15 protein-coding genes and 1 pseudogene are annotated in these 19,592 nt (G+C 74.7%); 13 read left to right on the top strand and 3 right to left on the bottom strand.

The window, feature by feature from the left end; all coding sequences use genetic code 11:
• The first annotated feature begins 36 nt into the window (after positions 1-36).
• Both ACWGJO_RS01915 and ACWGJO_RS01910 read left to right on the top strand, forming a co-directional pair.
• Positions 37-1,683: an amidohydrolase gene (locus ACWGJO_RS01915; protein WP_452181691.1), complete on the top strand. Its 1,647-nt coding sequence runs from the start codon at positions 37-39 to the stop codon at positions 1,681-1,683.
• A 172-nt stretch (positions 1,684-1,855) separates the two neighbouring features.
• The gene (locus ACWGJO_RS01910; protein ID WP_452181690.1) at positions 1,856-3,421 is read left to right on the top strand and encodes an APC family permease; all 1,566 of its coding nucleotides are present in this window, start codon (positions 1,856-1,858) and stop codon (positions 3,419-3,421) included.
• 120 nt (positions 3,422-3,541) lie between these two features.
• On the opposite strand, the gene ACWGJO_RS01905 is transcribed toward ACWGJO_RS01910, so the two are convergent.
• Together ACWGJO_RS01905 and ACWGJO_RS01900 are read right to left on the bottom strand one after the other, a co-directional pair.
• Positions 3,542-4,549, bottom strand: a complete 1,008-nt coding sequence (locus ACWGJO_RS01905) for an LLM class flavin-dependent oxidoreductase (RefSeq protein WP_387688299.1) — start codon at positions 4,547-4,549, stop codon at positions 3,542-3,544.
• A gap of 71 nt (positions 4,550-4,620) precedes the next feature.
• On the bottom strand, positions 4,621-5,322 hold the full coding sequence (locus tag ACWGJO_RS01900) for a DUF2269 domain-containing protein (protein WP_452181745.1): 702 nt from the start codon (positions 5,320-5,322) through the stop codon (positions 4,621-4,623).
• Here ACWGJO_RS01900 and ACWGJO_RS01895 point away from each other — a divergent pair.
• Positions 5,262-5,393 (top strand): hypothetical protein, encoded by a 132-nt coding sequence (locus ACWGJO_RS01895; RefSeq protein ID WP_452181689.1) that lies wholly within the window; start codon positions 5,262-5,264, stop codon positions 5,391-5,393. The two genes, ACWGJO_RS01900 and ACWGJO_RS01895, sit on opposite strands and share 61 nt — an antisense overlap.
• Before the next feature lie 86 nt (positions 5,394-5,479).
• Here ACWGJO_RS01895 and ACWGJO_RS01890 read toward each other — a convergent pair whose 3' ends face one another.
• On the bottom strand, positions 5,480-6,673 hold the full coding sequence (locus tag ACWGJO_RS01890; RefSeq protein ID WP_452181688.1) for a peptidoglycan-binding protein: 1,194 nt from the start codon (positions 6,671-6,673) through the stop codon (positions 5,480-5,482).
• A 359-nt stretch (positions 6,674-7,032) separates the two neighbouring features.
• Here ACWGJO_RS01890 and ACWGJO_RS01885 point away from each other — a divergent pair, with 359 nt between their 5' ends.
• The 10 genes and pseudogenes from ACWGJO_RS01885 (at position 7,033) to ACWGJO_RS01840 (ending at position 19,586) form a co-directional block, all read left to right on the top strand.
• Positions 7,033-8,400, top strand: a complete 1,368-nt coding sequence (locus ACWGJO_RS01885; RefSeq protein ID WP_452181687.1) for a DUF6271 family protein — start codon at positions 7,033-7,035, stop codon at positions 8,398-8,400.
• Positions 8,397-8,894 (top strand): GNAT family N-acetyltransferase, encoded by a 498-nt coding sequence (locus tag ACWGJO_RS01880; RefSeq protein WP_452181686.1) that lies wholly within the window; start codon positions 8,397-8,399, stop codon positions 8,892-8,894. The genes ACWGJO_RS01885 and ACWGJO_RS01880 overlap by 4 nt, the downstream gene beginning before the upstream one ends.
• A 148-nt stretch (positions 8,895-9,042) precedes the next feature.
• On the top strand, positions 9,043-10,056 hold the full coding sequence (adhP, locus tag ACWGJO_RS01875; RefSeq protein WP_452181685.1) for an alcohol dehydrogenase AdhP: 1,014 nt from the start codon (positions 9,043-9,045) through the stop codon (positions 10,054-10,056).
• A 71-nt stretch (positions 10,057-10,127) separates the two neighbouring features.
• Positions 10,128-11,441, top strand: coding sequence for a hypothetical protein (locus ACWGJO_RS01870; RefSeq protein WP_452181684.1), 1,314 nt, complete (start codon positions 10,128-10,130; stop codon positions 11,439-11,441).
• Between the two features lie 349 nt (positions 11,442-11,790).
• The gene (locus ACWGJO_RS01865) at positions 11,791-12,843 is read left to right on the top strand and encodes a hypothetical protein (protein ID WP_452181683.1); all 1,053 of its coding nucleotides are present in this window, start codon (positions 11,791-11,793) and stop codon (positions 12,841-12,843) included.
• A 134-nt stretch (positions 12,844-12,977) separates the two neighbouring features.
• Positions 12,978-14,585, top strand: a pseudogene (locus ACWGJO_RS01860) (AMP-binding protein); the annotation flags it as partial.
• A gap of 36 nt (positions 14,586-14,621) precedes the next feature.
• Positions 14,622-15,005, top strand: coding sequence for an acyl-CoA thioesterase (locus tag ACWGJO_RS01855; protein ID WP_387728216.1), 384 nt, complete (start codon positions 14,622-14,624; stop codon positions 15,003-15,005).
• Between the two features lie 88 nt (positions 15,006-15,093).
• Positions 15,094-17,469 (top strand): oxidoreductase, encoded by a 2,376-nt coding sequence (locus tag ACWGJO_RS01850; protein ID WP_452181682.1) that lies wholly within the window; start codon positions 15,094-15,096, stop codon positions 17,467-17,469.
• A gap of 9 nt (positions 17,470-17,478) precedes the next feature.
• Complete coding sequence (locus tag ACWGJO_RS01845; RefSeq protein ID WP_452181681.1) at positions 17,479-18,450, top strand: carbon-nitrogen hydrolase family protein; 972 nt, start codon at positions 17,479-17,481, stop codon at positions 18,448-18,450.
• Entirely contained in the window at positions 18,447-19,586 is a 1,140-nt protein-coding gene (locus tag ACWGJO_RS01840; protein WP_452181680.1) for a cupin domain-containing protein, read from the top strand. The genes ACWGJO_RS01845 and ACWGJO_RS01840 overlap by 4 nt, the downstream gene beginning before the upstream one ends.
• Positions 19,587-19,592 lie beyond the last annotated feature (6 nt).

The following is a 19,592-nucleotide window of genomic DNA, read 5'->3' as shown; positions in this document are numbered from 1 at the left end:
TCGGCCCGCCCTGCCCCGGAGAGGACGCGCCCCCGCATGCGTGCCGAAACGATCTTCACCGGCGGCCGGATCCACACCGGAGACCCCGCCCTCCCCCGCACCCACGCCCTCGCCGTCGGCGCGGGGCGGATCGCCGCCCTCGGCGACGCCGCCCTCGCCCTGCGCGACGAAGGCACCGAGACCGTCGACCTCGACGGCGGCGCCCTGCTGCCCTCCTTCGGCGACGGACACGTCCACCCGCTGCTCGGCGGCATCGGCCTGCGCGGCGCGCCGGTCCGCGACTGCACCAGCCTGGAGCAGGTCGTGGCGGCCGTCCGCGACTGGGCACAGCGCCACCCCGAGGCCGAATGGATCACCGGCGACGCCGTCGACCCGTGGCTGGCCGAGGGCGGACTGTTCGACGCCCGACTGCTCGACGCCGCCGTCCCGGACCGCCCGGTGCTGCTGCGCACCATGGACCACCACACCGGCTGGGCCAACAGCGAGGCGCTGCGCCGGGCCGGGTACGGGCCGGACACCCCCGAGCCGGTGGGCGGCGAGATCGTCCGCCGGCCGGACGGCAGCCCGCTGGGCACCCTGCGCGAGTTCGGTGCGCTCAACCCCGTTCTCGCGCTCGTCCCGCCGCCGCCGTTGGCCGAGCAGGTCGCCGCACTGCGGGAGAGCACCGCCGCGCTCGCGGCCGCCGGGATCACCTGGCTCCAGGACGCCTGGGTCGAGCCCGCGCAGGTGGACACCTGGCTGGCGGCCGTCGCCGAGGAGGGCCTGCCGGTCCGGGCCGGGCTCGCCCTGCTGCTCGAACCGGACGGCTGGCGCGAGCGGCTCCCCCGCCTGGCCGCCGACCGCGACCGGGTCGAGGCCGCCGGGCACGGGCGGCTCACCGCGCGGGCGGTCAAGTTCTTCGCCGACGGGGTCATCGAGTCCGGGACGGCCGCGCTGCTGGAGCCGTACAGCGACTGCCCGCACTCCCACGGCGTCGCCAACTGGACCGGCGCCGAACTGGCGGAGGCCGTCACCGCCGTGGACGCGCTGGGCTTCCAGCCGCACATCCACGCGATCGGCGACCTCGGCGTACGGATCGCGCTGGACGCCGTCGAGGCCGCCGCCCGCCGCAACGGACCGCGCGCCCGCCGACCGGTGATCGCACACGTGCAGCTGGTCCACCCCGACGACCTGCCGCGCTTCGCCGAGCTCGGCGTGATCGCCAACTTCGAGCCGCTCTGGGCCCAGACCGACCCGCTGATGACCGAGCTCACCCTGCCCCGGATCGGCCCGGAGCGCGGCTCCCGGCAGTACCGGATCGCCGCCCTGTTGCGCGGCGGCGCCCGGGTGTCCTTCGGCAGCGACTGGCCGGTCACCCGCTACGAGCCGCTGGCCGGGCTGGCCACCGCCGTCACCCGGCAGACCCCGAACGGCCTGCCGGAGGGCGGCTGGCTGCCCGAGGAGCGGATCGGACTCACCGAGGCGCTGGCGGCGTACTCGGCGGGCGTGGCGCACCAGGCCTTCGAGGAGGCCGAGTGGGGCGTGCTGCGGCCGGGCATGCGGGCCGACCTGGTGCACCTGGCCACCGATCCCTACGCGGTGCCGACCGGTGAGCTGGCCTCGATCGAGGTGGCGGGTACCTGGCTCGGCGGGCGGCGCACCCACGGCGGCCCGCCCGGTGGCGCCGACCGCTCGACTCGCTGAGGCGCTCCGCTCACCCCGGCCACCCCGGCAAACCCCAGCCGCCCCGACGGACTTCCCGACCGGTTCCGGCCGTCCCCCACGGCGGCCGTGCCTCGTTCCCCGGTCGACGGCCGACGCGTGTTGGCCGCCGACCGTCGCTTCCTCGTCCGCACGACCTCAGGAGAGCTCCCCCATGAACCCGCCCTCCGACGCGGCCTCCTCCTCCGCGCTCCGTCCCCCCGGCTCCGCCGCCGCTTCCGGCTCCGCCACCTCCACGTCCGTCTCCCCCGGCGCCCTGGGCACCCCGGGCTCCCCCGGTGGCTCCGGCGGCTCCGGCGGCCTGGGACGCGGGGTGCTCGGTACCGGCGACATCGTCTTCTTCGTCGTGGCCGCCGCCGCGCCGCTGACCGTGATGGCCGGCGTGGCACCGTTCGCGATCTCCTTCGGCGGCATCGGCACACCGGTCGCCTACCTGGCCACCGGCGTGGTGCTGGCGCTCTTCGCGGTCGGGTTCACCGCCATGACCGCGCACATCCGCAACGCCGGCGCCTTCTACGCCTACGTCACCCGCGGCCTCGGCCGGGCCGCCGGGCTGGGTGCGGCGCTGCTCGCGGTGCTCTCGTACAACGCCATCCAGATCGGGATGTTCGGCGCCTTCGGGTTCTTCGCCCGCACCACCGCCGCCGACCTGCTCGGGCTGGACCTGCCCTGGCCGGTCTGGGCGCTGTTCGGGGTCGCGGTGGTCTGGTTCCTCGGCTTCCGCTCGATAGACCTCGGGGCCAAGGTGCTCGGGGCGCTGCTGATCGCCGAGACCGGCATCCTGCTGGTGCTCGCGGTAGCGGTGCTGGTCAAGGGCGGGGCGCACGGGCTGAGCCTGTCCTCGTTCGCCCCCGGCCACGTGTTCTCCGGGGGGATGGGCGGCGTCCTCGGACTCTCCTTCGCCGCGTTCATCGGCTTCGAGGCCACCGCGATCTACCGCGAGGAGGCCCGGCAGCCGCACCGGACCGTGCCGCGCGCGACCTATGCCGCGATCGCCTTCCTCGGCCTCTTCTACACGTTCGTCACCTGGATGATCGTGCAGGCCTTCGGCGACACCGAGGCCGTCGCCGTCGCTACCGCCGACCCGGCCGGGATGTTCTTCACCGCGATGACCGACTACGTCGGCGGCTGGGCGACGGAGGCGCAGCGGGTGCTGATCGTCACCAGCCTGCTCGCGGCGCTGCTCGCCTTCCACAACACCATCACCCGGTACGGCTACGCGCTGGCCAAGGAGCAGGCCGCCCCGGCCGCCCTCGGCCGGGTCCACCCGCGCCACGGTTCGCCGTGGATCGGCGGCATCGCGCAGTCGGTGCTGGCGGCGGTGGCCGTCGGGGTGGCGGCGCTGATCGGGGCGGATCCGTACAACCAGTTCTTCCTCTGGGTGAACTCCCCCGGGGTGGTGGGCATCCTGGTGCTCCAGGCGCTGGCCGGCCTCGCCGTGTTCGCCTTCTTCCGCCGCAACCGGGCGGCCGCCGCGAGCGCCGGGGTGTTCCGTACGGTCGTGGCACCGCTCGCCGCCACCGTGCTGCTGTGCGGGGCCACGGCGCTGGTGGTGTGGCGGCTCGACCTCTTCACCGGCGCCGGCCCGGAGGTCAACTGGCCGCTGGTCGCGATCGTGCCGGTGGTCTTCCTGATCGGCGTCGGGATCGCCCTGCGGCTGCGGGCCCGGCGGCCGGAGGTGTACGCGCGGCTCGGGACGACCGAGGTCGACGCGGGCTGAGCCGCGGGCGACGGGCCGGGGGCGGGCGGGCGGCGGGGCCCGGTGACGACCGGGTGACGGACCGGCTCCACCCCTGCCCGGACCTCCCCCCGACCCGGCCCACCCCCGGCCCTCGCCTGGTCAGATCTGGCCGACGGCCTCGGCGAGGAGCCGGTAGGAGTCGAGCAGCGCGGTGCGGTCGTAGGTGCTGGTGGTGACCAGGAACTCGTCCGCCCCGCTGCACTCGACCAGCTTCGCCAGCTCGGCGGCGGCCTGCTCCGGGGTGCCCGCGATGTGGCCCTTGAGCGACTGCTCGAACGCGGCCCGCTCCCGGGCGGTCATCGCCCGGGCCCGGATCTCGGCGGCCGAGGTCAGCGGCGGGAACTCGCCGTGGGTGCGGGAGTACGCGCCGGACCAGGCTTCAGGGACGAGCAGCTCGCACGCCCGCTCGGCCGTGTCGGCGACGGCCACCGTCCCCGAGACCACCACGTACGGCTCGGCGGCCTGCGCGGAAGGACGGAAGCGGGCCCGGTAGCGGTCGATCGCCTCCAGCATCCGGTCCATTCCTCGCGGGGCGGCGATCACCAGCGGCAGTCCCGCGTCGGCGGCCAGGTCGGCGCCCGTGCCGGTGGCCAGGACGAAGGCCGGGACGTGCAGGCCTTCGGCAGGCCGGGCGTGGACCCCGCGGTTCGCCGGCTGCGAGCCGTCGAAATAGCCGAGCAGTTCGGCCAGCTGGGCACCGAACGCGTCCGCGGCGTCCTTCTCCCGCCCCAGCGCCCGCCGGACACCGTCGGTGAAGCCCACCGAGCGCCCGAGCCCCATGTCGATCCGACCCGGGAACAGTGCGGCCAGCACCCCGAACTGCTCGGCCACCACCAGCGGCTGGTGGTTGGGCAGCATCACCCCGCCGGTACCGACCCTGATGCGCGTGGTGGCGGCCGCCACCGCCGCAGCGAGCACGGTGGGAGCCGACCCGGCCACCCCCGGCACGCCGTGATGCTCGGAGACCCAGAACCGGTGGTAGCCGAGCCGCTCCACCTCACGGGCGAAGGCCACGGTGCTCCGCAGCGCCTGGGCCGGCTCCTCGCCCTGTCGGGTCCGGGAGCGGTCGAGCACGGAGAGCCTGGTCGTGGGCGCGGCAGTGGTCACGTCGTTGGACAACGCCTGCGCCCCGCACGGGCATTCCCCGTGCGACCGGGCCGCGGCCGACGGCCTGCCGGTCAGTCGCCCGCTCCGGGTATTCGGCCCGGACGGGTGTCCGTGGCCTCGGCTGCAGCCTCGGCCCTGACCGGGTCCCTGACCGGGGCCGGTGCCGGGGCCGTGAGCTGGGCCGGGGCGGTGACTTTGGCATGGGCCTTGCGACGGCCCCAGGGCTTGTACACCGACAGGATCACGTTGAACAGGTAGAGCGTCAGCGCCACCGCCGGAACGATCACCGTGTTGTAGCGGACGAAGCCGAGATCCGCCACCGTGATCGGGCCGGTTGGATGCGCGTCCACCACCCGCACCGCGTCGTGCAGCCGGTCGGTGAGGGCGAGGACGGAGGCCGTCATCGCCCCGAGTGTCAGCCAGAACTTGGTGCTCACCCAGTAGTACCGGAACAGCCCCCAGGACGTGCCGAGCCCGAGCGCCACCCCGCTCAGGAAGGTGAGCAGGCTCAGCGGCAGGATCAGCGCGTCACCGAGCAGGCCCATCGCCCGGTAGGCGGTGCGCAGCCGGTCGGCGTCCGCGGTCGTCAGGGCCGTCACCGCCAGGGTGAGCAGGCAGAGCATCACGGCCAGCCAGCTCACCGAGGCGACGACGTGCAGGACGACCAGCGGTTTGCGCACCGGCGGCGGCAGGCGGCGGCCCCCGGACGCGGGTGCCGCCACCCGCCGTGGCGTCGGTTCGGACGCCGCGACGGCGCCGGTGGGCGAGCGCACGGGTACCTCCTTCGAATCGGGTCACCAGGACGGCCCCAGACTCTCCCGTCCCTGCCTCATCCGGCATCTGACGGAGGAAGTAACCTCGCCTACTCCCGGGCGAGTACACGGCCTCGGCGCGGCGCCGGCCACGCCTCCCCCGGGAGCAGCACCGCCCTCAGTCGGTCACCGCGAACCCCTGCGCCGCACCCAGCCGCTGCAGCGAGGCCGGGCCGGGGATCCCGTCCGCCGCCCCCGCCTCGTACCCGCAGCTCCGCTGCCAGGCCGCGTACGCGGCGACCGTCCGGCTGCCGAACGAGCCGTCCACCCAGCGCTGGTCGAGCAGTCCCTCGTCCACCAGCGCCTGCTCCACGATGGCCGCCTCGGCCGGGTAGGTCAGGTGCCCCTGCTCGGCCCCCGGGTCGGTCCGGGCCGCCTCGATCACGTGGGCCACCGAGACCGTCCGCTGCCCGGGCAGGTAGCCGAGCAGCCGGCGCAGCGAGCCCGCGCCCGGGACGCCGTCCGCCGCCTGCCCGGAGTAGCCCAGACTCCCCTGGTAGTCCGAGTAGTTCTCGGTGTCCGCGTCCGTCCAGTTCGGGCCGGGGCCGGAGCGGTAGTGGTCGCCGAAGCCGTTCGCGACCAGCGCCCGCCCGACGGCCGTCACCTGGTAGCCCTGGGCCCCGTAGCCGTACGCCAGGCCGTTGATGCTGACCTGGTAGCGGGCGGGCGCGGCGGGGGGCACCGGGTGCTGCTGGGAGGGCGGGATGTCCGGGGAGCCGGGCCCAGCCGTGAAGTCGGGCCAGGAGCCCGGATCGGTGTGGTCGTTGTAGGGCACGTGGGCGTGCGCGTACCAGCCGCCGAAGGCCTCCCAGGTCCGCTCGTCGCGGTGGCCGGAGAAGTCGGTGGGCCGGCCCATCGGCCAGATGTCGGACACGCCCCAGGAGGAGATCCAGGCGTGGATGCGGTCCCAGCCCGCGCACGGGGTGTCGACCAGCCGCGGGTAGACGCCGCCCTGGTAGCGGCAGTAGGGGAAGAAGACCGCCTCGATCTGGATCACCACCCGCCCGGCCCGGTTGGTGCGGGTCGGGCTCTCGGCGGGGCTGAGCAGGCTCTTCGAGCGGGAGTCGGCCGGGAACAGCTGCGCCGTGCGGCCGCTGAACGGGTCCCAGACCAGGTGCGGCGCGCTGCCGGCGCCGCTGCCGGTGAAGTAGCCGACCAGGTCCTCGTAGGAGCACCAGTCCTGCGGTGCGGCGGCGGTCGCGTTGCGGTCCCAGGTGATGTGGGCGATGGCCTTCGGCGGGTACTGCTGATCGGTCGGCGCGTGGTCGCCGAGGTCGTGGATCTCGGCACCGGGCAGCCACGGTTCGGGCATTGCGGGCTCCTCCGAACGGCGTAAGGGCATCACCTCCGGTATCGGCAGGTACGGCTCGCGGATTGACCCCGACGGCGCAAATGCCCGGCGATGAACCCCCCGCACCCGTCCGGACGTTCGACCCTGCAGGGGGTGTTCGCCCCCGCGTGCGATTTCCGGCGCCCGTGCGGGGGCGGTGGATCGCGCGGGAGGGGGCGTATTGCACCCCGTCGGGGCGCCGCTGTCAATCGTTGACATCAAAAGTGGTCTAGTCCACGGTAGTCCGGCGGACCGGCACCAGCCCGCGCCCGGGGCCTCCCTGTGCGCCCAACTGGCCTCCGTGGAACCGAATCTGACGATCCGATGGAGAAATCCGCACCATGCAAAGAGTCTGCCTCGCCCTGCCCACCATGCGGCCCTGCCCCGAGACCATCGCGGAACTCGCCGAGGAGGCGGCCTACGCCGTCGCGACCTTCGGGGTCGAGGTGCACCTCCTCGTCCTCGACACCACCGACGCCGTCGGGTTCGCGGAGAACGCGGGCGCCGTGGCCGCGCTGGAGCCGACCCCCGGCGTGGCCGTCCACCACCTGAGCGAGGCGGGGCAGCGGGAGTTCCTGCGCCGGGTGTCCGAGCGCTCCGGCGCCGCCGACCCCGAACTGCTGCTCGACCTGATGCTCCCGCGGGCCGTCGCGTACGGTTCCTGCGTCAACCGGCTCTTCCTGGGCGCCGCCGCCCTGGGCTGCACCTCGGCACACCTGCGCAACGACGACGCCGACTTCCAGGTCGTCGACGGCCGGAAGGTCTTCCCGATCCACCACGAGCTGCTCTCGATCGGCCGCCCGGCCGGCGAGGCGGTGGCCGGCGTGTCCCGCTCCGAGCTCGACCCGGCCGACGCGGACAAGCCGGTCATGCTGGTCAGCGGCTCCTTCATCGGCGAACTCAACGTGGACATCAGCGAGATCCACGAGATGGACCCGGCCGTCTACCGCGACGTGGTGCGCCTGTGGACCCCGCCGGTGTGGTCGGAGGAGGAGAGGGACGCGATGGTGGACGTCTCCTTCAAGGGCGCCGGCTCCGAGCCGTTCAGCACCGACGAATCCGTCCTCGGCGTGCCCGACATCTGGGACGTCTACATGTGCAACATCGCCCTGGACCACCGGGCCTACGAGGTGCTGCCGCTGCTGCCCTCGATCGAGACCATCGGCAGCGACTACGCCCTGCTGCACGCCATGGTCCACTCCCGGCTGCCCGGCGTCGTCCACAACCGCCACATCGTCAACTACTACACGCCCGAGCGCCGCACCGGCACCGGCTTCGTCTCCTACCAGATGCGGTTCGTCAAGTTCCTGCTCTCGATGCTGTACCTGTACCCGGTCTACGGCGGGATGATCGACCTCGGCCGCGGGCTGCTGGACGAGCGGCACGGGCTGAAGGTCGAGCCGATCCTCGACCTGGTGCGGGGCAGCGTCGACTGGGACCAGGCCGGGAACGTGCACTGCCTGGACGTCCTGGACCGCTCCTACCGCAAGCTGGGCGGCAAGTACGCCGAGCTCGCGGACGTGGTGGCCGGGCAGCGGCAGCAGCTCCTGGACGAGGCCCGGCAGGACGCCGAGCGGTGGGCGGTGCTGCTGGAGGCCTGGGCTCCGATGGTGGCCGCCGCCCGCGCGGAGGGGCTCAACGCCGGCGCGGAGGGCCTCGACGCCGGCACGGACGGCACGGACGCCGGCACGGAGGCGCCGGCTCGGTGAGCGAGGACCTCCGGATCCGGCAGCTGGCCGACGACGACTGGGACGCCGTGGTCGCGCTGGAGCACGACGCCTACGCGGCCGACGACCTCTCCGAGGGCCGGGAGGCGCTCCAGTCGCGCGCCCACAGCTCGCCCGGCACCTGCTTCGTGCTGGAGCAGGACGGCGTGGTGCGCGGCTACCTGCTGAGCCTGCCCTACCCGCCGCTGCGCTGCCCGGACCTCAGCCGCCCGGAGGAGCAGGCCTTCCGCTCGACCAACCTGCACGTGCACGACCTGGTGATCGCCGAGGACCTGCGCGGACGAGAGGTCGCGCTGGGCTTCATCCGGCACTTCCGGGAGCACGCGAGCGGGCAGGGCTACGAGCGGATCTCGATGGTCGCGGTGCGCGGGGCGGACATCCTGCTCCGGCTGCTCGGCTACCGGGCGCACCGGGAGGTGCCGGTACCCGCCTGCTACGGGCGACGGGCGGTGTACATGTCGATGCCGGTGCGCTGACCTGCGCGGATACGCGGACGGATGATCACTCGTTCGGCCTAGTTCGACCGGCGAAGATCACCCCGTCGGGTGAAGCTGATGGCGGCTGCGCCCCCGCGCAGCCGCCGGCAGTACCCCCGTACCCGGCCGTACGCCCGAGGAGCAGCGCATGAAGGCCGCCGTCGTCCGCGATTTCACCGCACCGCTGGTCGTCGAGGACCACCCGGTACCCGAGCCGGCCCCGCACCAGGTCCGGGTCCGGATCGAGGCCTCCGGCCTCTGCCACACCGACATCCACGCCGCCCACGGCGACTGGCCGGTCAAGCCCAGCCCGCCGTTCGTGCCCGGGCACGAGGGCGTCGGCACCGTCGAGGCGGCCGGCGACCTGGTCCGGCACGTCCGGGTGGGCGAGCGGGTCGCCATCCCCTGGCTCGCGGACGCCTGCGGGCGCTGCGACCACTGCGTCTCCGGCTGGGAGACCCTCTGCCTCCAGCAGCACAACAGCGGCTACTCCGTGGACGGCGCCTACGCCGAGTATGCGCTCGCGCACGGCGACTACGTCGTCCCCGTCCCCGACGGCATCGACCCGCTGGACGCCGCGCCGCTGTCCTGCGCGGGCGTCACCACCTACAAGGCGCTCAAGGTCTCCGGGGCCGGGCCCGGCACCCGGGTGCTGGTCTCCGGCATCGGCGGGCTCGGTCACCTGGCACTCCAGTACGCCCGGGTCTTCGGCGCCGAGACCATCGCCGTCGACGTCACCGACGACAAACTCGCCCTGGCCCGCGACCTCGGTGCCGACCACGTCCTCGACGCCCGCACCCAGGACGTCGCCGCCGAGGTCCAGGCCCTCGGCGGCGCCCACGCCGCGATCGCTCTCGCCGTCAGCAACGCCTCCTTCCAGGCCGCCTACGGCGCCCTGCGCCGCGGCGGCAACCTCGTCCTGGTCGCCCTCCCGGCCGGCGGCAAGCTCGAACTGCCCGTCTTCGAGACGGTGTTGAACGGCACCAAGGTGATCGGCTCGATCGTCGGCACCCGCGAGGACCTCGCCGAGGTCTTCCGGCTGCACGCCCTCGGCCGCACCCGGGTGATCCGCGAGACCCGCCGCCTCGACGACGTGAACGCCTGCTTCGACGAGGTGCTGAGCGGCAAGGTCTCCGCCCGCCTGGTCTTCGACCTGCGCTGACGGCCCCCGGCCCGCCGCCCGGCCGGTCGATTCGGCGGCGCGCCCGGCCGGGCGGCGGGCACAATGCCCGGATGCCGCCACTGCTGCACGCCGCCGCCCGCAACCCCGCCCTGCCGCCCGACCTTCTCGGGCGGCTGCTCGACGCCGCCGACACCGACGAGGAGCTGGCCGACGCCCTCGCGGACCGGCCGGACCTCGACCCGGCGCAGGCCCGTCGGCTCGCCGGACGCGACGAGGACACCGCCGTCCGGCTCGCCCGCGGCGGCACGCTGCGCACCACGGACGCCAACCCGGTCACCCGCCCGCTGGTCGCGCTCACCCTGCTGGACGAGGGACGCGGAGATCCGGCGTGGGCCCGGCAGCTGGCCCGGGACCCGGACCCGTACGTCCGGATGCGGCTCTGCTCCTGCCCCGGGCTGCCGGACGAGGCCGCCGATCTCCTCGCGACGGACGAGGACACCGCCGTGCTGGCCGAACTCGGCCTCCACACCCGCCGGTCGGACCTGTTGGCCCGGCTCGCCGCCCACCCCGAGGCCGAGGTCCGGCGGTGGGTCGCGGCGAACGAGACCGCTCCACCCCGGCTGCTGACGGCACTCCTGGCCGACGAGGACGTCCGGACCCGCGGCCAGGCGGCGGGCAACCCCACGACCCCGGGTGCGGCGGCCGCCCGGCGCGTCGACGACCACCCGCTGGTCCGGCAGCGGCTCTCCGAACACCCCGCGCTGCCCGTGGAGACCTACCACCGGCTCGCCGAGGACCCGGCCCTGCGGGTCCGGGGCAGCCTCGCCGAGAACCCCGGGATCGATCTGCCGCTGATGCACCGGCTCGTCGACGACGAGGACCCCGACGTCCGACGCCGGCTCGCCCGCCACCCGCACCTCCCGCTCGACCTCCTCCAACGGCTCGCCGTCGCCGTCCGGATCGGCGCCGCCCTGCTCCCCCGGATCGCCCGCGCCGCCCCGGACGAACTCACCGCACTCGCGGGCTCCTCGGAACCCCGGGTGCGGATGCTCGTCGCAGAGCACCGCAGCCTGCCCGCCGCCGTACGTGACCGGCTCGCCGCCGACCCGGACGCCGCCGTCGCGAAGGCGGTCGCCCCGCACCCCGGCCTCACGTCCGCGCAACTCACCGCCGTGCTCGACCGGTTCGGCACCAAGGTGGCCACCGCCCTGGCCGCCAACCCGGCCGCCCCGGCCGCCCTGCTCGACCGGATCGCCGCCACCGAGCCCGTCCCCATCAAGGCCCTGCGGGCCATCGCCGCCCACCGCCACGCCACCCCCGGCGTCCTCGCCCACTGCCTCGCCTCCCCCGACCCCCGCACAGCCGAGGCCGCGGCGGCCAACCCGGCCCTGCCCCCGGACGTACTGAGGGCTCTGGTCGGCTGACGCGCGCCACCCGGGCCCGTCCGGATCAGGCCGCGACACCGGTGTGCGCGCAGCACGAGGCGCAGGTTGGCCCCCTACCGACCCAGGACCGGGGCAGGGCCACCGCGGCCGGGGCCCGCGCGGCCGCCGGGCCGGGAGCCGAACGCGAGCGAAGACGGGGGAAGACGGGCGAAGACGGGCGAAGGCAACGCCGGGGCACGCTCCCGGCCGTCACCACCGGCCACGCCACGGCGCCCCGGTTCGTCCGGGTGGGGTTGCAGTTGCGTCTCCGTTCCGTTCGGCGTGGGTACGAAGTGGCCGGCGGTCCGGGATCGTGGGGGCAACCACTCGTGCGGCAGGGGGAGTTGCCATGGGGGACGGCCGGGGGCCGGCACCGGATGCGGTGGCGGCGGCACTGCTGGGCGACGGGCCGCACCAGGCGGTGGCCGATGTCGTGCGGGCGCGGCTGCGGATGGTGCCGGAGGGCGCCGGGGCGCTCGCGGCGGCGCAGGCGAGCCCCGCGGACGCACAGGCGCGGGCGCTGCTGGCCGCCGCCGTCGCGCACCTGCTGGCCACGGACCCGGCGTTCGCGCAGTACCTGGCCACCACCGCGCTCGGGAAGCCGGACGATCCACCGACCGTCCACCTGCGGAGCGAGCCCAGCACCGTGCAGCTGCGGGTCGGCCCGCCGTCCGCACCGCCGCCGAAGGGCCCGAGCACCGTGCAGCTGCGGACCGGCCCCGCGGCCGCCCGTGCCCGGGCGCTCGCCGCCCGGCGGAGCAGCGCCGGGATCGTGGCGGCGCTCGTCCTGGTGCTGATCGCCGCACTGGTCGCGCTCGGCGTCCACCTGGGCTCGCGCCCGCTGCTGAAACCGGGCGGGCCCGGGCTGGCGCACGCCGCGCAGCCCCTGGGCGATCCGGCGCTGGTCCGGGGCGTGCTGCCCGACGAGGGGGCGATGCCGCGCGGGTGGCGGGTGCAGCGGGGGCCGGAGTCGGGGACGGGCCCGACCGACGCGGTGCCGTGCCTGCTGCCGGACGCCTGCGACCGGCAACTCGCCTCGGCCAGCGTGACGTTCGGCGCCGCGTCGGTGCAGACCGTGGAGTTCGACGTGGTCGCCTTCGCCTCCCCCGAGGCGGCCGCCAAGGCCTTCGACAGCGCACTCGAACGCACCGGCGGCGTGGAGTCGACGGCAGTGGCGATCCCGCGGATCGGCGACCGGAGCGCCACCCGGACCGTCGGTTCCTCGTCGGCGGTGGCGCTGGTCCAGGTCGGCGGCGTGCTGCTCCTGGTGCGGGACGACGGGCCGGGAGCCGCCCTGACCGCGCCCGGGCTGACGGTGTTCGCCCGGCTGCTCGCCGACCGCGCCCACCAGGCCCAGGAGGGCCGCACTCCCGACGCCTCCGCCCGGGGGACGACGAGCTGACGGTCGGCGCCCCCGGCGCCCGGAGCGGGCGGGGAGCCGGGTCGTCGCCCGAATGCATGTATCGCTCCCTTGACTGGCGTCACGGACGCGCCATACTGGCCTCACTCCCCGCTCGCACAACGAGGTGCCCGCCCATGGAGCTCTCACCCTCCGCGCACGTGGACACGTTCTGCCGAGACCACCTCCCACCCTTCGAGCAATGGCCCGAACTCCTATTCGAACTCCCGGAGTTGGCCTATCCCGATCGCCTGAACTGCGCCGCCGCCCTGCTCGACGACACCATCGAGCGCCTCGGCCCCGACCGGCCCTGCCTGCTCACCCCCACCGAACGGTGGTCCTACGGCGAACTGCGCGACCACGCCGACCGGATCGCCCGCCTGCTGACCGAGGACCTCGGCCTCGCCACCGGCAACCGGGTCCTGCTGCGCGGCCCCAACACCCCCTGGCTGGCGGCCTGTTGGCTCGGCGTACTGAAGGCCGGCGGGGTCGCCGTCACCACCATGCCGCTGCTGCGCGCCGCCGAGCTGACCGAACTGCACGGCATCGCCCGGCCCGTCCTCGCCCTGTGCGACCACCGCTTCCTGGACGAGCTGCACCGGGCACGGACCCCGGGGCTGCGCGTCCTCGGCTACGGCGGCCCCGGCCCCGAGGACCTCACCGCCCGCTGCGCCGCCAAGGCCGCCCGTTTCCCGGCCGTCCCGACCGCCGCCGACGACGTCGCGCTGATCGCCTTCACCTCCGGCACCACCGGCCACCCCAAGGCCACCCTGCACTTCCACCGCGACGTGCTCGCCATCGCCGACACCTTCTCCCGCCACCTGCTCCGCCCCACCCCCGAGGACCTCTTCGCCGGAACCCCGCCGCTCGGCTTCACCTTCGGCCTCGGCGGCCTGCTGGTCTTCCCGTTGCGGGCGGGCGCCGCCGGCCTGCTGCTGGAGCACGCCACCCCGGAGCAGCTCGCCGAACAGGTGCGCCGGCACCGGGTGAGTGTGCTGTTCACCGCGCCGACCGCCTACCGGGCCATCCTGGCCGCCGGGCTGGCGGACCGGCTCTCCGAGGTGCGGCACTGCGTCTCGGCGGGCGAGCCGCTGCCCGCCGCCATCTGGCGGGCCTTCCACGAGGCCACCGGACAGCGGTTGATCGACGGCATCGGCGCCACCGAAATGCTGCACGTGTTCGTCTCGGCCGCCGGCGGGGACATCCGGCCCGGTTCCACCGGCCGGCCCGTCCCCGGCTTCCGGGCCGCGGTCCTGGACGGGCAGGGCCGTCCGGTGCCGGACGGCGAACCCGGGATGCTGGCGGTCAAGGGCCCGACCGGCTGCCGCTACCTGGACGACGAGCGCCAGCTGGACTACGTCCGCGGCGGCTGGAACCTCACCGGCGACACCTACGTCCGGGACAGCGACGGCTACTTCTGGTTCCGGGCCCGCAACGACGACATGATCGTCTCGGCCGGCTACAACATCGCCGGGCCCGAGGTCGAGCAAGCGCTCGCCACCCACCCCGACGTGGCCGACTGCGCGGTGGTCGGCGCGCCGGACGAGCGGCGCGGCACGGTGGTCAAGGCGTACGTGGTGCTGCGCCCGGGCGTCCCGGAGGGTCCGGAGACGGCGCGCGGGCTCCAGGAGCACGTCAAGCGCACCATCGCACCGTACAAGTACCCGCGGGCGGTCGAGTTCGTGCCCGGGCTGCCGCGCACCGCGACCGGCAAGCTGCACCGCGCCGAGCTGCGCCGACGGGCCGAACCGACCCCGGCCAGCGTCACCGTCGAGCGCCGGGTGGAGTGGTTCGACACCGACGCCGCCGGGCACTACCACTTCTCCGCCGTGCAGCGCTGGGCCGAGGCGGCGGAGGCGGCCCTGCTGCGCCGGCTCGGACTGGCCGACCTGTTCGGGCGGATCCCCCGGGTGCACTTCGAGGCCGACTACCGCGAACGGCTCTGGTTCGGCGACCTGGTCCGCACCGAGCTGCGGGTGGTCCGGGTCGGCGGCTCCTCCCTGCACTACGCCTTCGAGGTGCACGGCCCGCACGGGCTGGCCGCGAAGGGGCGGATGTCGGTGGTGCACTCCGGACCGCACGACGGGGGCGCCGAGCCGTGGCCCTCACAGGTCCGCCGCACGCTGGCGGAGGCCGGGCCGCAGCGCCCGGAGGTGGCCGCGTGAGCCCCGGGACGGCCGCCGGCGCCGGGGCGGCCATCGCCCCCGGGCCGTCCGTCGGTCCCGGGGCGATCACCGACCCCGAGGCGGCCGCATGAGCCGCGCACGGGACCGTACCCGGATCGCCGTGATCGGCGGCGGCCCGGGCGGGCTCTACTTCGCCGCCCTGGCCAAGCAGCTGGCGCCCGACCGGGAGCTCACCGTCTTCGAACGGGACGGCCGGGACGACGAGTTCGGCTTCGGTGTGGTCTTCTCCGACGAGACCCTGGACGGCATCGCGAACGCCGACCCGCACGTCTTCGCCGCGATCGGCGCCGAGTTCGCCTGCTGGAGCGACATCGACATCCGCTTCGCGGGCGAAGTGCGCACCAGCGGCGGCCACGGTTTCGCCGCCCTGGACCGCAACCGGCTGCGCGCCGTCCTGCAACGGCGCTGCGCCGAGCTGGCGGTGGACGTGCGCTACCGGACCCCCGCCCCGCCCGTGGACCGGCTGGCCGCCGAGTACGACCTGGTGGTGGCCGCCGACGGCATCCGCTCCGGCACCCGGTCCGCCTTCCCGGAGAGCTTCCGCCCCGATCTGGACGAGCGCCACTGCCGCTACATGTGGCTCGCCACGGACAAGGTCTTCGAGGCCTTCACCTTCATCGTCGAGCGGTTCGACTTCGGCGTCCTCCAGGTGCACGCCTACCCGTACAGCGCCACCCGCTCGACCTTCATCGTCGAGGCGGCCGCGGACGCCTGGCGCCGCGCGGGCTTCGAGGCCCTCGCCGCACGGGAACCGGCGCGCGGCGAGAGCGATCTGGCGAGCGTGCGTCGCTGCGCGGAGCTGCTCGCCGGGCACCTGGACGGCCACCGGCTGATCCCCAACGCCTCCCGCTGGATCCGCTTCACCACGGTGCGCAACGCGAGCTGGCGCCACCGCAACGTGGTCCTGCTCGGCGACGCCGCGCACTCCGCGCACTTCTCGATCGGCTCGGGCACCAAGCTCGCCCTGGAGGACGCCCTCGCCCTGGCCGCCGCGCTGAGCGAACAGCCCACCCTGGACGATGCGTTGGCCGCTTACGAGGCCGAGCGGCGCCCGGTGGTGGAGTCCACCCAGCGTGCCGCGCAGGCCAGTCTGGAGTGGTTCGAGACCATCGGGCGGCGGACCGGGCAGGACGCCGACCGGTTCGCCTTCAACCTGCTCACCCGCAGCCGGCGGGTCACCTACGGCAATCTGCGGGCCCGCGACCCCGCCTTCGTGGACGCCGTGGACACCGCCTTCGGCGGCTCTCCCGGAGTGCCGCCGATGTTCCGGCCGCTGAAGCTGGGCGCACTGGAGCTGCGCAACCGCGTCGTGGTGCCGCCGCTCGCCACCTTCACCTCCCCCGACGCGCTGCCCAGCGGCTTCGACCGGGCCCAGCTGACCGGGCACGCGCTCGGCGGCGCGGGGCTGGTGCTCGCCGGGATGACCGCGGTCGGCCCCGAGGGCCGGGCCACCGACCGCTGCCCGGGCCTGTGGACCGACCACCAGGAGGCCGCCTGGCACCGACTCGTCGGCGCCGTCAGGGCGGTGAGCGACACCCCGCTCGGCATCCAGCTGACCCACGCCGGCCGCCGGGGCGCGACCACCGCCCCCGGGCCGGACGGCATCGGCCGCCCGCTCACCGAAGGCTGGCCGCTGATCGCCCCCTCGGCCCTTCCCTGGGACGCCGACAGCCCCGTTCCGCACGAGGCAAACGACATCCAACTGGACGCCGTCACCGCGGACTTCGCAGCCTCCGCCGAGCGGGCCGCCCGGGCCGGCTTCGACGTGCTGGAGCTCCAGTTCGGCCACGGCCACCTGCTCTCCTCCTTCCTCTCCCCGCTCACCAACCGCCGCACCGACCGCTACGGCGGCCCGCTGGCCCACCGGCTGCGGCTGCCACTGGAGGTACTGACGGCGGTACGGGCCGTCTGGCCGGCCGGCCGCCCGCTGCTGGTGCGGATCTCGGCGAGCGACTGGGCGCCCGGCGGCACCACCGAGGAGGAGGCGGTGGCGATCTGCCGCGCGCTCGCCGGGGCCGGGGCGGACGCGCTGGACGTCTCCACCGGCGAGGTGGTGGCGCACCAGCGGCCGCCGTACGGGCGCGGCTACCAGACGCCCTTCGCCGAGCTGGTCCGCGCCGCCACCGGCCTGCCGACCATCGCGGTCGGCGCGATCTCCGGGTTCGACGACGCCGACTCCGTGCTGCTGGCCGGGCGGGCCGACCTGGTCGCGGTCGGCCGCGCCCAGCTGTACGACCCGCTCTGGACCCTGCACGCCGCCGCCGAGCGGGGCCACACCGGGCCGGGCGCCCGCTGGCCCGGGCCGTGGATGGCGGGCAGCCGCAGGCCGCCGGGCCCGAACGCCGACCGGGTCGCCCCGCGCCTGCACCTGCTGCGCGAGCCGCCCGCGCCCGTCCACCGCCGCTGGTCACCGCCTTTTCCTTCCGACACCGCCGAGGAGTGACGAGGAGCCATGCCCCACCTGCCCCGCTTCACCGCCGCCGCCGTCCAGGCCGCCCCGGTCTACCTGGACCCGGCCGCCACCGTCGACAAGGCCGTCGCGCTGATCCACGAGGCGGCCGGGCACGGCGCCGAACTGGTGGTCTTCCCCGAGGTCTTCGTGCCCGGCTACCCGTACTGGAACTGGACGATGAACCCGGTCCAGGGCTCGCCCTGGTTCGAGCGCCTGTACCGGGCCTCCGTCGACGTCCCCGGCCCGCACGTCGACACCCTGCGGGCCGCCGCCCGGCAGGCCGGCGTGGTACTGGTGATCGGGATCAACGAACGCGGCGGGCCCGGCCTCGGACTGCTGTACAACACCCTGCTGATCATCGACGCGGACGGCGAACTCATCAGCGTCCACCGCAAGTTGATGCCGACCTGGGCCGAAAAACTGACCTGGGGCCAGGGCGACGGGAGCACCCTCACGGTGCACCCCACCGCCGTCGGCCCGCTCGGCGCGCTGGCCTGCGGCGAGAACACCAACCCGCTGGCCCGCTTCACCCTGCTGGCCCAGGGCGAACTGGTCCACGCCGCCTGCTACATCGCACTGCCGGTGGGCCCGGAGGACTACGACATGGCGGACTCGATCGCGCTGCGCACCGCCGCGCACTGCTTCGAGGGCAAGGTGTTCTCCGTCGTCTCCTGTTCCACCCTCTCGCCCGGGATGGTGGACCTGATCGCCGGCGACGACCCGCAGGTCCGCAAGCAGCTCGCCCGCCCGCACAGCGCCCTGTCCGGGATCTTCGGTCCGGACGGCCGCCCCGTCACCGAACCGCTGGTGGACGAGGAGGGCATCGTCTACGCCGAGATCGACCTCGGCCGCTGCATCCAGCCCAAGCAGATGCACGACATCGTCGGGCACTACAACCGCTTCGACGTCTTCCGGCTGCACGTGGACAACCGCCCGCTGCGGCCGCTGACGCTCCCCGAGGAGGAGGCATGACCAGCCCCGAGAGCACCCCCGGCCACAACGCTCACGACGACGACCGGATCGGCCGGGCCCGGGTCACCGACAGCCCCGAACTGATGGCCTACTACAAGGAGTTGGCCGAGCACGAGGCGGGCGCCCTGTGGACGGTCGCGAACGAGATCGAACCCTGGTACCCGCAGCCGAGGTCCGTCCCGGTGCTCTGGCGCTACGCCGACCTCCGCCCGCTGGTGCGCAAGGCGCTGCCGCTGGTGAAGGCCGACGACGCCGGCCGCCGGGTGGTGATGCTGGTGAACCCCGGCCGCCGCGAACTGAGCGCCGCCGTCGGCCTGTTGTACACCGGCCTGCAGATCATGGGGCCCGGCGAGGCGATGACGGCGCACCGCCACCAGGCCTCCGCGCTGCGCTTCGTCCACGAGGGCACCGGCGCCTGGACCGTGGTGGACGGACAGAAGCTGAAGGTCGGCCCGCGCGACTTCGCGATCACCCCGAACAACACCTGGCACGAGCACGGAAACGAGGCCGACGACGCCCCGGTGATCTGGCAGGACGGCCTGGACATCCCGCTGGTCAACACCCTCGACGCCAACTTCTACGAGGTCCACCCGGAGCTGTACCAGCGACCGGGGCCGGTCACCGGCTCCTCGCTGCTCAGCTACGGCGGCAACCTGCTGCCGTACGGCGTCGAGAAGTGGACCCGGCCGTACTCCCCGCTGCTCGGCTGGCCCTGGGAGCCCAGCTACCACGCGCTGCGCCGGCTCGCCCGCGCCACCGAGGGATCGCCCTACGACGGCGTGACCATGGAGTACACCAACCCGGTCACCGGCGGCCCGGTGATGCCGACCATGTCCGCCCACCTGCAACTGCTGCGCCCGGGCCAGGCCACCCGCGCCCACCGGCACACCGGCTCGGTGGTGTACACCGCGGCCAAGGGACGCGGCGCCTCGGTGATCGCCGGGCAGCGCTTCGCATGGCAGCAGGGCGACATCTTCGTCGTCCCGTCCTGGGCCTGGCACGAGCACGAGAACCTCGACCGGGGCGAGGACGCCTGCCTGTTCTCCTTCAACGACTTCCCGGTGATGCGCGCGCTCGGCCTCCACCGCGAGGAGGCCCATCCGGACGGGCAGCAGCCCACCGTCACCACCGCCTGACCAGGA

The sequence above is a fragment of the Kitasatospora sp. NPDC054795 genome (assembly GCF_053611565.1).
Note: the sequence above shows the minus strand (reverse complement) of the source record. Positions and strands in the feature narration are given on the sequence as shown.

Coding starts and splice junctions, on each gene's coding strand:
- ACWGJO_RS01865 (WP_452181683.1), top strand. CDS start 11,791: ATGGGGGACGGCCGGGGGCCGGCACCGGATGCGGTGGCGGCGGCACTG.
- ACWGJO_RS01885 (WP_452181687.1), top strand. CDS start 7,033: ATGCAAAGAGTCTGCCTCGCCCTGCCCACCATGCGGCCCTGCCCCGAG.
- ACWGJO_RS01910 (WP_452181690.1), top strand. CDS start 1,856: ATGAACCCGCCCTCCGACGCGGCCTCCTCCTCCGCGCTCCGTCCCCCC.
- adhP (WP_452181685.1), top strand. CDS start 9,043: ATGAAGGCCGCCGTCGTCCGCGATTTCACCGCACCGCTGGTCGTCGAG.
- ACWGJO_RS01870 (WP_452181684.1), top strand. CDS start 10,128: ATGCCGCCACTGCTGCACGCCGCCGCCCGCAACCCCGCCCTGCCGCCC.
- ACWGJO_RS01915 (WP_452181691.1), top strand. CDS start 37: ATGCGTGCCGAAACGATCTTCACCGGCGGCCGGATCCACACCGGAGAC.
- ACWGJO_RS01850 (WP_452181682.1), top strand. CDS start 15,094: ATGAGCCGCGCACGGGACCGTACCCGGATCGCCGTGATCGGCGGCGGC.
- ACWGJO_RS01845 (WP_452181681.1), top strand. CDS start 17,479: ATGCCCCACCTGCCCCGCTTCACCGCCGCCGCCGTCCAGGCCGCCCCG.
- ACWGJO_RS01890 (WP_452181688.1), bottom strand. CDS start 6,673: ATGCCCGAACCGTGGCTGCCCGGTGCCGAGATCCACGACCTCGGCGAC.
- ACWGJO_RS01840 (WP_452181680.1), top strand. CDS start 18,447: ATGACCAGCCCCGAGAGCACCCCCGGCCACAACGCTCACGACGACGAC.